Consider the following 12,239-nt stretch of genomic DNA (forward strand, 5'->3'; position numbering starts at 1 on the left):
AGAAGGCGCCGCCAGGAGGGACTAAGGATGATACGCACGATCACGCTCGCTCTCGCCATCGCGGCATTCGCGCTGTCCGCCCGGTCTGCATTCGCGCAGAAGCCCGGTGTCGAACGACTTTACATCATGAATTGTGGAGAGGGCGTCGCCGGCGATATCGGGCGCTGGTCGCCCGGGGTGAACGAGGGCAAGTCCATGGACTTCGTTGACACCTGCTACCTCATCAAGCATAGCCAAGGCTGGTTCCTGTGGGACACCGGCATTCCCGACGCCGTGGCCGCGATGCCCAATGGGCTTGTGCCGGCCGATCCCAAAGCCGTGACCTGGAAGCGGCCCAAGACTCTCGCCGCGCAGCTCGAGCAGTCGGTGTGAAGCCTGCCGACATCAAGGCGATGGGCGTCTCGCACACGCATCCCGATCACATCGGCAATGTCGAGATGTTTCCGCAGGCGATGCTCTACGTCCAGAAGGCCGAATATGACTGGCCCGGTGCCAACAACGAGCCGCGGTTCAAGCCTTCGCATCCGGTCGAGCTGCTCACCGGCGACAAGGACGTGTTCGGCGACGGCAGCATCACCATCCTCTCGACGCCCGGCCACACGCCGGGACACCAGTCGTTGCTGGTGAAATTGCCGAAGACCGGTGCGGTCGTGCTCTCAGGCGATGCCGTTCACTTCAAGGACAATTGGGATAACCGCCGCGTTCCCAGCATGAACGCCAACAAGGAACTGACCGCGACCTCGATGCAGAAGATTGCCGACACGCTCGACAAGGAGAAGGCGCAGCTCTGGATCAACCACGACAAGGCCCAGCGCGACACCCAGAAGATGTCGCCGGAGTTCTACGACTAACTCCCGCCGGCGTCCCTGTTGCCATTATGGTGGCAGCAGGGATGTGTCAGGAGCGTCCAAAGGCTCCTGGATAGGAGGCGAAGCGTGGGAGAGTGGCTCGGGGTCGCGATCGCGCTGGTGTCGAGCAGCTTAGGCGGCACGGCTGCTGCGATCACCCGCTATCTCGTCGTCGGCGCTGATCCAGTCATGCTTGCGATCCTGCGCTGGGGGATCGGTTTCCTTTGCCTCTTGCCGTGCGCGCTGCTGCTCAACCTGCGCTGGCCGGAGCGTTCGGACTGGCTGGCCGTGACGGCGCTCGGCATCTGCTTCTTCGGCCTGTTCTTCATCCTCTACAATATCGCGGTGTCCTACACGACTGCCGCGCGTGCCAGTCTGGCGCTGGCGACGCTGCCGCTTCACACCATGGTCGTCGGCGCGATCCTTGGCGTCGAGCGGCTGACGGCGCGCAAGATCATCGGCGTCGGCATTGCCGTGCTCGGCGTCGCCGCGGCGTTGGCGGCCGGTCTGGCGCAGAGCCCGCCGGGTGCCTGGCGCGGCGAGTTGATCATGACCGGCGCGGTGTTCTGCATGGCGTTCTACAACGTGCTGTCGCGGCCGCTGATGCAGCGCTCCAGCGCGCTCGGCTTTCTCACACTCGGCATGGGCGCAGGCGCCGCGGTGCTGGTGCTCGCTGGGCTGGCGAAGGGAAGTTTTGCCGCACTCGCGCAGTTCACGACGGCGCAGTGGATTGCCGGCATCTATCTCGGCATCGGTGGCGGCGCGCTCGCCTTCATTCTCTGGGTTATGGCGCTGCAGCGCGCCACGCCGACCCGGGTCGCTAACACCATGACGGTCAATCCAATCGCGGCCACCTTGCTGGCGGCGCTGCTGATTGGTGAGCCGATCACGCCAAATCTCCTGATTGGCCTCGTTGCCGTGTTCGCCGGCATCTGGATCGCGACCAGCCAGCCGAAGCCGGCCTAGCTCTTCGGCGCGCTGACCGCCGGCGCGCTCGTGCCAGGCGTCGTCTTCGGCTTCAGCGTGCCGGCATAGAACGAGAGCAGCCACACCAGCAGGACGGCGAGCAGATAGACGCCCCAGGCCTGCGGCGGCGTCATGGCCCAGCGCAGGAATCCTTTGAACGTGCGGGGCGGGCGGCTGTCGTCGATCATGACGTGCTTGTGCGCGAAAGCCGCAAGCCCGTCAATCCGGCCGTGGCTTGGCGCGGATCAGGAACAGCGCGCCCAGCGCCGACAGGCTCAGCGCTGACGAGACCATCAGCACCCTGGCGCCCATCACGTCGATCAGCAGGCCGAAGGCCAGCGGAGCCACGGCCTGTGCCATCCGCGCCGGCGCTCCGATGATGCCCAGACGATAGCCGAAATCCTTCGGGCCAAAGATCGCGAGCGGCAGCGTTCCGCGGGCAATGGTCAGGATGCCGTTGCCGGAGCCGTGCAGCAGCGCAAAGGCGCTCGCCGCGGGGGCGCCGAAGATGGCGACGACGGCGGCGCCGATCGGGTGGGTGAGGCAGGCAAGCCGCGTCGACCACAGCGGATGGAAGCGGCTGAGAACGCTGGCTTCGAGGACGCGCGCGATCACCTGCGCCGGGCCGATCAACGCGCCGGCCGCGATCGCCTCGACATGGCTCGCGCCCGTGGCCTCGAGAATGCGCGGGAAATGCACGGCCATGGCTCCGGTCACGGTCCAGACCGCGGCGAATACGAAGGCGAGCAGCACCATGGTGCGGTCGAGGGGGATGCGCGGCTTCTCCGCTGTGGCCGCAGCCTGCTTGGCACCTTTGATCGCCGGCAGCATGATGAAATTGAGGGGCAGACCGATCAGGATATTGGCGGCGGCCCAGGCGAAACACGTGTCGCGCCAGCCGAAATGAGCAAGCCCCCAGGCGGTGAGGGGCCAGCCAACGGTCGAGGCAAAGCCGGCCATCAACGTGATGCCGGTGATGGGGCCGCGTGCGTCGGTGCCGTAGATGCGGCCGAGTGCGGCGAAGGCGGCATCGTAGAGTCCCATCGCCATGCCCATCCCGAGCACGAGCCAGGCGAACGCCATCACCGGAACCGATTGCGAGAAGCCGAGCAGCACGAGCCCGGCGGCAATGGTGAGGTTGGAGGCCGACAACACCTGACGGCCGCCGACGAGATCGATCTGCCGGCCGATGCGCGGCCCCAGCATCGCAGAGATCACGAGCGAGGCCGAGAACGCCCCAAAGATCCAGTTCGAGGAGACGCCGAGGTCGTGCGCCATGGGATCAGCGAGCAGGGCCGGCAAATAATAGCTGGAGGCCCAGGCCAGCGTCTGCGTCGTGCCGAGCGCGAGGATAATCGGAAGCTGGCGCTGGCTCATCTGCCCGGATTTCTGGCCATCTGTGTCATTATTTGCATTTGCGGCCCGCGGCGAGAGCGCGTCAACAGCGTCGGCGACATATGAGCGGGTTTTATGCACGGGGCGCGCGTGGCCTTTCGCTCGTCACGAATGCACGCCATAATGGCGTATGCAACTCACTTCCCGCCTTGCGTTGATGAACTGGCTGGCCGGCCAGGGGCTCACCGGCCTTCCCGAACCCGAACTGCTGCGCGGATTCTGCGAGCGCTGCCGGGCCGAGGGGCTGGAACTCTCGCGCGGGCTCGTTGTCATCGATACGCTGCACCCGATCTACGAGGGCCGCGCCTTCCGCTGGAGCGATACGCCGACCAACGAGAGCGACGTGGTCGAATACGGCTCGACGGCGGAGGGCGATGCGGCCACGAACTGGCGCCGCTCGGTGTTCTATCATCTGCTCGAGCATGGCCACGACGAGATGGTGCTCGACCTCGCCGACGCGCCCTCGCTCGACTTCTCGCAGATCGGCGACCTCGCAGAAAGCGGGCATCGTCATTTCCTGGCTTTCGTGCACCGCTTCGGCGAGACCGGGGCGCTCGGGCAGATGGACTGCCTGTATTCCTACTGGACGACGCGACGCGAGGATGGCTTCACCGAAGCCGAGCTCGCCGCGCTGCGCGATCTCGTGCCGGTGCTGGGACTGGCGATCAAGTCGGCGCAGCAGGTCGACATTGTCAGGACGCTCGGGCGCGTCTATCTCGGACGCGATGCCTCCGAGCAGGTCCTGCGCGGGCGTATCTCGCGCGGCGTCACCGAGCGCATCAATGCCGTGCTCTGGTATTCGGATCTGCGCGGCTCGACCGGGATCAGCGAGAGCATCGGGCCTGACGAGATCATCCCGTTCCTCAACGACTACGCGCAGGCCGTGATCGATGCGATCCACGAGGCCGGCGGCGACGTGCTGAAGCTGATCGGTGACGGCGTGCTTGCGATGTTCTGGGGCGAGGATATGGCCGATGCCCGGCGGGCTGCGCTGCGGGCCGAGCACCTGTTCCGCCGGAATGTCGCAACGCTGAATGCACGCCGGTCAGCGGAGGGCCGTCCTACGACGTCGGCCTATATCGGCCTGCATGTCGGCCAGGTCTTCTACGGCAATATCGGCAGCGAGGACCGGCTCGATTTCACGGTGGTCGGACCGACCGTGAATGAGGTCAGCCGCATCGCTTCGATGAGCCGTTCGGTCGATCGCGAGCTGCTGGCGTCAGCCGAGTTCTACAAGGGACTGGATGCCGCCGGACGCCGCTACCTCGTCTCCACCGGCCGCTACGCGCTGCGCGGCATCGGCCGCGCGCAGGATCTCTACACACTCGACCCTGATATCGACGTGAGCGAACCGGTGGCCGGGAGCTACGAGCGGTATCTTTCGAATTAGGCCCGGACCGCAGCGCCATCCTCGACCATGGCCGGCTGCCGGTCCAACGCCACCGCCCGTGACAGCCAGATCACCAGTGCCTGCACGCCGAATATGGCGGCGGCGAGATAGAGGCACGCTTCCGCGCTCCAGAGCCCGCCGACGATCGCGCCCAGCGCCGAGCCGAGCGGGCGGGCGCCGTAGCTCATGATGTTGATGGCGGAGACGCGGCCGAGCAGACGCGGCGGCGTCACGGACTGCCGCAGGGTTGTGGTCGAGATCACCCACAGGATCGGCCCGACGCCGAGCAGGAAGAAGCTGAGGCCAGCGAGCCAGGGCGAGGGCACCAGCACAGTCAGTGCCATCACGACAGCCGCGACGAAACCGGTCACCGGCCCGAGGCCGATCACCGTGCCGAACGCGATGCGCTTCATGACGCGCGTGGCGAACAGTGCGCCGATCACCATGCCGATTCCGTACATCGTCAGCACGATGCCGACACCGGCGGCGGTCAGGCCGAGATGACGCACGGCGTAAGGCACGAACACCGCGATCTGCAGGAACCAGCCGGTGTTGAAGATGAACTGGGTGATGAACACCGGCCGCAGCAGCTGGTGGTGGAAGACGAAGGCCGCGCCCTCGCGGATGTCCTGGATTGGATGGCGACGCGGCACCGGCGCGCGCGCCGGCTCGTAGAGGCCGGAGAGCAGGACCACGGCGACCGCCGAGAGCGCCGCCGCGAAAGCAAAAGCCGGGCTCGCGCCCCACCAGCCGACCATTGCGCCGCCGAGCGCAGGGCCGCTGGCGAAGGCGATGGTGCGCGCAAGTTCGATCCGGGCATTCGCAGCCGGCAACAGCTCCGCGCTCACCAGCGAGGGCACCAGCGCCGGCGCGGCGACGCTGTAGACCACGGTGCCGCAGACGGCGGCGAAGCCGAGTAGCGCCAGCAGCGGCAGGTTGAGCGCGCCGAGCGCGAGCAGCAGCACGATCGTCCCAAGCGCCACGGCTCGCAGCGCCTCGGCGCTCGCCATCAGCGAGCGGCGGGAGATGCGGTCGGCGAGCAGGCCGGCCGGAATGGCAAACAGCACGAAGGGCAAGGTGAGGGCGGTCTGGAGCAGGCCGGTTTGCCCTTCGGCCACACCCAGCGTCAGCACCGCCACGATCGGCGCCGCGGCCAGCGCGATCTGCTCTGCCGACTGCGCCGCGAGGTTGGACCAGGCGAGGCGGTTGAAGGTCTGGGGGAGGCGCGGTGGATTTGACATGGCTCGTTCCTGCAAAGTCGTGATGACGCCAGTATCGGCGTCCGGGGACCGCCAAACCCACCCGCTTCCCGACAGAGCGGGGCAAAACGGGGCGCCCGCGGGAACCGATCCGGCTAGATGCAGTTGCAAATGAGTTGCAATAAGACTCGATATCGGTATTGTTGCCATCATGGATGCCCGATCGCCCGATCTCACCCAGGATACAGCCTCCGGTTGGCGCATTGACGCGCCAGCCACCAAGAGCCTGGCCGAGGTCAACGCCACGGTGACCATCCCCGCTGCGGCGTGGTGGCGGCGGCTGCTCGCCTTCATCGGGCCGGGCTACATGGTGTCGGTCGGCTATATGGACCCCGGCAACTGGGCCACCGACCTCGCGGGCGGGTCGAAGTTCGGCTACACGCTGCTCTCGGTCATCCTGCTCTCGAATTTGATGGCGATCCTGCTGCAGTCCCTGGCGGCACGGCTCGGCATCGTCACCGATCGCGACCTCGCGCAGGCCTGCCGCGCCACCTATTCGCCCGCGGTCAACCTCCTGCTCTGGCTCGCCTGTGAAGCGGCCATCATCGCCTGCGACCTTGCCGAGGTCATCGGAACCGCGATTGCGCTGAAACTTCTGTTCGGCATTCCCCTGATCGGCGGCGCGCTGATCGCAGTGCTCGACGCGTTCCTGCTGCTCGTCCTCATGAACCGCGGCTTCCGTTTCCTCGAGGCGTTCGTCATGGCGCTGCTGGCGGTGATTGCGGTCTGCTTCGCGGTGCAGATCGTGGCCGCCGCGCCGCCGGTCGCCGAGGTGCTGCGCGGCTTTGCGCCGAAGACCGAGATCTTCACCAATTCCGAGATGCTCTACCTCGCGATCGGCATCGTCGGCGCGACCGTGATGCCACATAATCTCTATCTGCATTCGTCGATCGTGCAGACGCGCGCCTATGCGCGCAACGATGAGGGCCGGCGCGAAGCGATCAAATGGGCGACGACGGATTCCACCATCGCGCTGATGCTGGCGTTGTTCATCAACGCCGCGATCCTGGTCGTCGCAGCCGCTACCTTCCACAAGAGCGGCCACTCGGATGTTGCCGAGATCGGCCAGGCCTTCGAGCTGCTCTCGCCGCTGCTTGGCCTCGGCATTGCCTCGACATTGTTCGCGGTGGCGCTGCTCGCCTCGGGTCTGAACTCGACCGTCACCGCAACGCTCGCCGGCCAGATCGTCATGGAGGGCTTTCTCGATCTGCGCCTGCCGAGCTGGGCGCGGCGTCTCGTCACGCGCGGCATCGCCATCATCCCGGTGATCGTCGTCACCGCGATCTACGGCGAGCGTGGCACCGCGGATTTGCTGGTGCTGAGCCAGGTCGTGCTGTCGATGCAGCTGCCCTTCGCGGTCATCCCGCTGGTGCGTTTCGTGTCCGACCGCCGCAAGATGAGGCAGTTCGCGATATCCATGTCCGTCGCCGCGATCGCCTGGATCGTGGCGGGCGTGATCGTGATTTTGAATTTGAAATTGCTGGCCGATATGCTGTTCGGGTGAGGAGCGCGAATGGTGAGTGGCGAATAGCGAATGGAGTTCTAATCGCTATTCGCCACTCACCATTCGCCCATTCAATCCTGCGGCTCCGACGCCACGTCGCCCTGCGCATCGATGCGCAGCCAGCCTGAGGGGGCCAAGCGCTGCTGCGGCAGGAAGCGGGCCTTGTAGTCCATCTTCTTGGAACCCTCGATCCAGTATCCGAGATAGACGTAGGGTAGCCCCTGCCGGCGTGCGCGGGCGATGTGGTCGAGGATCATGAAGGTGCCCATCGAGCGGCTGACCTGGCTGGGCTCGAAGAACGAATAGACCATGGACAGGCCGTCGCTGAGCACGTCGGTCAATGCGACCGCGATCAGCTCCTCGCCGCGGCCGGTGATGCCGCTGTCGGGACCGCGCTTGCGGTACTCGATGATGCGGGTCTCGACATGGCTGTCCTCGACCATCATGGCGTAGTCGAGCACGGTCATGTCCGCCATGCCGCCATGGCGGTGACGGGCGTCGAGATAGGCGCGGAATACCGAATATTGCTCTGATGTCGGCACCGCGCTGCGCTGCTCGCCGACGATGTCGGCGTTGCGTGCCATCACCTTGCGGAAATTGCGCGACGGGCGGAACTCGTTGGCCACCACGCGGACCGAGACGCAGGCCCGGCACTGGTCGCAAGCCGGCCGGTAAGCGATCGACTGGCTGCGGCGGAACCCGCCATGGGTCAGGAGGTCGTTGAGGTCGCCGGCGCGCTCACCCACGAGGTGTGTAAACACCTTGCGCTCATGCCGGCCCGGCAGATACGGGCAGGGGGACGGCGCCGTCAGGTAAAATTGAGGGGTGTCGCGCGAGTGCTGGGTCAAGGGACGTCGTGGGCCTCCGAAGTGAGTAACAGCATCGCGCTACGAAGGCCTCCGGTCAATTGGTCCGCTCGGCAGGTCGGCAGGCCAGTCAGCTTAGCTGATCCTGGTTAGTAGGTCATTGATCGCCTGGTTCTCAATACGTCCTTGCCGTCTGGGGCACTGGCGCCCGAACGGAATTGTTGATCACGACCGTTCCGAGCACGAAATCCTGCAGCAGGCGGCGGCGGCCGTTGAACAGGCCGACCAGCACCACGAAGGGCGACAGGAACGAGACCGTGACCCAGAACAGCACGGCATGGGTGGCGCCGAGGACAAAGTAGCCCGGCGCGCCGTACCAGGTGCGCAACTCCAGATCCATGACCCGCATCCCGATCGTCGCCGACGACGGACCGCCGATGCAGGCGCCATAATAGACGATGGCCCAGATCACGGAGGCCGGCCAAGCCAGCCAGAACAGGGCCCAACCGATGCCGAGCGTCACGACGCCGAACACCGCGATGAAGAGGTAGCCGAGGATGACAGGCACCGAAATCACGACCATGTCGATCAGGAACGCAAACACCCGCCGCGTCGCGACACCGCGGAACAGTTCCGGATGCAGATAGGGATCATAGGCGTGCGCCGCGCCACCACTACGCCAGGCGCCTTGAGGACCTGTATCGCCCGAATCCGAATACGACATTGTCCGTTCTCCCAGGGAAATCCCCGCAAGGCAGGACATGGGAACAGGCTCTTCCCCTGCCAAGGGCGCAACTGCATTAACAAGCCGAAATATTCCGGCGATTCGGGGGCGGAGGAGGGCGTCACGACGCCGCCAGTCACAGCTGCCGTAGGGTGGGCAAAGGCGCGTTCGCGCCGTGCCCACGATTTGTCGCGATGGCTACCGGATTACTCTTGCGCGCGCAGCTTCTCCGCCGCCTTCGGCGCGAAATAGCTGAGCACGCCATCGGCGCCGGCGCGCTTGAAGGCGAGCAGGCTCTCCATCATGGCGCGGTCGCCGTCGAGCCAGCCGTTGTTGGCGGCGGCCGCGATCATCGCGTATTCGCCGGACACCTGATAGGCGAAGGTCGGCATCGCGAAGGTGTCCTTCACGCGACGGACCACGTCGAGATACGGCATGCCGGGCTTCACCATCACCATGTCGGCGCCCTCGGAGATGTCGAGCTCGACCTCGCGCAGCGCTTCGTCGGTGTTGGCGCTGTCCATCTGGTAGGTGCGCTTGTCGCCGGTGAGCGTCTTGGCCGAGCCGATGGCGTCGCGGAACGGACCGTAGAAAGCCGAGGCGTATTTCGCAGCATAGGCCATGATCTGCACATCAAGGAGGCCGGCGCGATCCAGCGCCTCGCGGATCGCGGCGACGCGGCCGTCCATCATGTCGGACGGGGCGATGATGTCGCAGCCCGCTTCGGCCTGCACCAGCGCCTGGCGCACCAGCACGGCGACCGTCTCGTCATTCAAAATCTTGCCGTCGGAGATCAGGCCGTCATGGCCGTGGCTGGTGAAGGGATCGAGGGCGACGTCGCAGAGCACTCCGATGTCAGGGAATTCCTTCTTGATCGCGCGTACCGCCTGGCAGACCAGATTATCCGAATTGGTGGCTTCCGAGCCTTCTTCGTCCCGCAAGGAAGGATCGGTGTAGGGAAACAGCGCCAGGCAGGGAATGGTCAGCTTCATGGCGCGCTCGGCCTCGCGCACGGCCTGGTCGACGCTGAGGCGTTCGACGCCGGGCATCGAAGTAATGGCCTCGCGCATGTTGTTGCCGTCGATCAGGAACAGCGGCCAGATCAGATCGTCGGTGGTGAGCACGTTCTCGCGCACCATGCGCCGGGCCCATTCTGCCTTGCGGTTGCGGCGCGGACGGACGGTCAGATCGAGGGCATGGGGCACTGCGGCACCGGTCCCGCGCGCGACCTCGCGCAGTTCGATCGGACGTCCGTATTTGATCGCCATTACTCTTCTCCCGGCTGGAATTATTCTTATACCAGCTCGCATGGTTCCCGTCACCGCGGCTTGAGCTCCGGGAAGTGATGGGCCGATTGATTTTGCGGGGCGAAACAGCCAGAAGAAGCCATGTCCGAGATTTCCACCCGTGATGCGGCCCGCGACAATGCCAGGGACGCCGTCAGAGACAGCGCCCGCGACAGTGCATTGTCTGTGGCGGCGATCTCGTCGGAGCGGCCCGAGTCCGACGACAACGTCTGGACCCGCCGCCTGGTGCTATTCCTGCGGGTGATGGCGCTGCTGTCGATCCTCAAGGGCCTGTATCACTGGGCACAGGTGACTGGCTTTGTCGGCGGCGAGGAGGAGGCCTTCGAAAACCAGTCGATGGCCTGGCAGGCCTCGACCATCTATTTCGCCGTCATCGAGCTCGTCGCCGCCGTCGGCCTGTGGCTCGCCACGCCCTGGGGCGCCGTGGTGTGGCTCACGACCGTGGTCTCGATGGCAGTGATCGAGCTGATGTTCCCGGGCATCTATGGCGGCAGCCTGGTCGTGGTCGGGGTCGAAGCCTTCATGCTCGCCGCTTATCTCGCACTCGCCTGGATGGCCGCGCGCGAACGGCCGCCGTAGCGTAGACGTCCTCGATATCAGAATACTCGTGGGCCCGAACGCAGCGCAGCACGCAGTGGTGCGCTGCTGAGCCGGGGCCCATGTCACCGCCATCTCGTTTGCGGCTTTCGGGGTCCCGGCTCTGCGCGCCGCTTCGCGGCGCTTGTCTGGGACATGACAGTTTCGGGCTTGGTTGACCGCTGGTTGCCTCAAATTCGAGGTAAGTTTTCGTTGACCTAGCGCAATCCGCCACAGCTGTTACGTGTGCGTTTCGAAACGTGGCGGGGCTGTTCTGGAATGTGACAGATGGTGCGGACGGACGGTGAACAGGACCTTGCCAGGGTCAACAGACGGTTGCGAAAAGTGCTTGTGGGACAGGCTTAATCCGCAATTCACTGTCTTAAATTCATGATCTCTTTATTCTCTTATTTAAGCCGATCTTCAAACGCCCCCCCTTAAGTTGCACCTATCAGACGGGACACAAGTTTCGTCGAATGAGTGTCGATAAAAACGACAACAGGGGAAGTGTCATGATGAAAGCCGTCGCAACTGCGGCAGATACCGCTGAGCGCGTTTCGGGCCCGCAGGGTTCGGTGCAGTCGCTCTATCTGGAAGCATTGACTCTGGTGGAGCGGCTGCATCGCCGGCTCCTCGACGTGATCAAGGACGAGTTCGATCGTCGTGGCCGCGCCGACATCAACTCCGTGCAGGCGCTCCTGCTCTACAACATCGGCGACAAGGAGCTGACCGCGGGCGAACTGCGCACGCGCGGTTACTATCTCGGCTCCAACGTCTCCTACAACCTGAAGAAGCTCGTCGAGCTCGGCTTCCTCGATCATCAGCGCTCGCGCGTTGACCGCCGCTCGGTGCGCATCCGCCTGACGCCGCAGGGCCAGGAAGTCCGCCGCATCGTCGACAGCCTCTACCAGAAGCACGTCAAGACCGTGGAACAGGTCGGCGGCATCTCCGGCGAGGAGTTCTCGACCCTCAACAAGTCGCTGCACCGCCTCGAGCGGTTCTGGACCGACCAGATCCTGTATCGGCTCTGAGTTTCAAAAGGGATCCAGGCCAAGCCGGCCCTCAACAAGATCGGCAGGCCTTCCCAACGTGCCTGACTTCCCCAGCGCGCCGGCCCGGCTTGTTCCGGACCGGTGCGCGTTGTGCTTTTCGCACTCGCGAAAAAAGTGCCTGATCAGCGGAACCAGTTCTACGCGTCGCGGTTGTCTTTGCGGATCGGAGGACGCGATGCTCGTCGAGCGCGGGTTGCAGGCAATGAACGTCGAACTCGTGAGCGATGCCTATGCGATCGCCGCGAATTACCTCCGCCGCTCCGGTGCGATCGCCGACACGCTCGCCACCAACGAGCGCCTGCTCGAGATTATCGTCAAGCTGCTCCAGCACGGCGAATTCAACAAGATCAGGCTCGCCAACAAGGCGATCGTGCGGTTCGAGGTGCAGGCCGAGGCCCGAGCGGTTGCCTGA

General features: G+C 65.1%; 14 protein-coding genes. 8 read left to right on the forward strand and 6 right to left on the reverse strand.

Going from position 1 to position 12,239, the window contains the following annotated elements; genetic code table 11:
• The first annotated feature begins 27 nt into the window (after positions 1-27).
• The 3 genes from BM222_RS43290 (at position 28) to BM222_RS13145 (ending at position 1,814) form a co-directional block, all read left to right on the forward strand.
• Positions 28-372: a hypothetical protein gene (locus BM222_RS43290; protein ID WP_502690889.1), complete on the forward strand. Its 345-nt coding sequence runs from the start codon at positions 28-30 to the stop codon at positions 370-372.
• On the forward strand, positions 324-851 hold the full coding sequence (locus tag BM222_RS43295; protein WP_502690890.1) for an N-acyl homoserine lactonase family protein: 528 nt from the start codon (positions 324-326) through the stop codon (positions 849-851). The genes BM222_RS43290 and BM222_RS43295 overlap by 49 nt, the downstream gene beginning before the upstream one ends.
• An 84-nt stretch (positions 852-935) precedes the next feature.
• A complete protein-coding gene (locus BM222_RS13145; RefSeq protein WP_092228676.1) occupies positions 936-1,814 on the forward strand; it encodes a DMT family transporter in 879 nt (292 codons plus the stop codon).
• On the opposite strand, the gene BM222_RS13150 is transcribed toward BM222_RS13145, so the two are convergent.
• Complete coding sequence (locus BM222_RS13150) at positions 1,811-2,002, reverse strand: hypothetical protein (RefSeq protein ID WP_092228677.1); 192 nt, start codon at positions 2,000-2,002, stop codon at positions 1,811-1,813. The two genes, BM222_RS13145 and BM222_RS13150, sit on opposite strands and share 4 nt — an antisense overlap.
• Before the next feature lie 31 nt (positions 2,003-2,033).
• The gene (locus BM222_RS13155) at positions 2,034-3,191 is read right to left on the reverse strand and encodes an MFS transporter (RefSeq protein ID WP_092228678.1); all 1,158 of its coding nucleotides are present in this window, start codon (positions 3,189-3,191) and stop codon (positions 2,034-2,036) included.
• Positions 3,192-3,339: 148 nt separating this feature from the next.
• Between BM222_RS13155 and BM222_RS13160 the strand changes: the two genes are divergently transcribed.
• Complete coding sequence (locus tag BM222_RS13160) at positions 3,340-4,599, forward strand: adenylate/guanylate cyclase domain-containing protein (protein ID WP_092228679.1); 1,260 nt, start codon at positions 3,340-3,342, stop codon at positions 4,597-4,599.
• Here BM222_RS13160 and BM222_RS13165 read toward each other — a convergent pair.
• Complete coding sequence (locus tag BM222_RS13165) at positions 4,596-5,840, reverse strand: MFS transporter (RefSeq protein ID WP_092228680.1); 1,245 nt, start codon at positions 5,838-5,840, stop codon at positions 4,596-4,598. The genes BM222_RS13160 and BM222_RS13165 overlap by 4 nt on opposite strands.
• A 169-nt stretch (positions 5,841-6,009) precedes the next feature.
• Between BM222_RS13165 and BM222_RS13170 the strand changes: the two genes are divergently transcribed.
• Positions 6,010-7,362 carry an Nramp family divalent metal transporter gene (locus BM222_RS13170; protein WP_092228681.1) on the forward strand — a complete coding sequence of 451 codons (1,353 nt, stop codon included), beginning with the start codon at positions 6,010-6,012 and terminating at the stop codon, positions 7,360-7,362.
• Positions 7,363-7,433: 71 nt separating this feature from the next.
• On the opposite strand, the gene BM222_RS13175 is transcribed toward BM222_RS13170, so the two are convergent.
• The 3 genes from BM222_RS13175 to hemB form a co-directional block, all read right to left on the reverse strand.
• Positions 7,434-8,210: an arginyltransferase gene (locus tag BM222_RS13175; RefSeq protein ID WP_092228682.1), complete on the reverse strand. Its 777-nt coding sequence runs from the start codon at positions 8,208-8,210 to the stop codon at positions 7,434-7,436.
• A 133-nt stretch (positions 8,211-8,343) separates the two neighbouring features.
• On the reverse strand, positions 8,344-8,892 hold the full coding sequence (locus tag BM222_RS13180; RefSeq protein WP_092228683.1) for an RDD family protein: 549 nt from the start codon (positions 8,890-8,892) through the stop codon (positions 8,344-8,346).
• Positions 8,893-9,098: 206 nt separating this feature from the next.
• Positions 9,099-10,160: a porphobilinogen synthase gene (gene hemB, locus BM222_RS13185; protein WP_092228684.1), complete on the reverse strand. Its 1,062-nt coding sequence runs from the start codon at positions 10,158-10,160 to the stop codon at positions 9,099-9,101.
• Positions 10,161-10,280: 120 nt separating this feature from the next.
• On the opposite strand from hemB, the gene BM222_RS13190 reads away from it, so the two are divergent.
• The 3 genes from BM222_RS13190 (at position 10,281) to BM222_RS13200 (ending at position 12,239) form a co-directional block, all read left to right on the forward strand.
• Entirely contained in the window at positions 10,281-10,778 is a 498-nt protein-coding gene (locus BM222_RS13190; protein WP_092228685.1) for a DUF6163 family protein, read from the forward strand.
• A 509-nt stretch (positions 10,779-11,287) separates the two neighbouring features.
• On the forward strand, positions 11,288-11,806 hold the full coding sequence (gene ldtR, locus BM222_RS13195; protein ID WP_027529973.1) for a transcriptional regulator LdtR: 519 nt from the start codon (positions 11,288-11,290) through the stop codon (positions 11,804-11,806).
• A 196-nt stretch (positions 11,807-12,002) separates the two neighbouring features.
• Positions 12,003-12,239: a hypothetical protein gene (locus tag BM222_RS13200; RefSeq protein ID WP_092228686.1), complete on the forward strand. Its 237-nt coding sequence runs from the start codon at positions 12,003-12,005 to the stop codon at positions 12,237-12,239.

This window comes from Bradyrhizobium sp. Gha (assembly GCF_900113735.1).
In the GTDB taxonomy this organism is placed as follows: domain Bacteria; phylum Pseudomonadota; class Alphaproteobacteria; order Rhizobiales; family Xanthobacteraceae; genus Bradyrhizobium.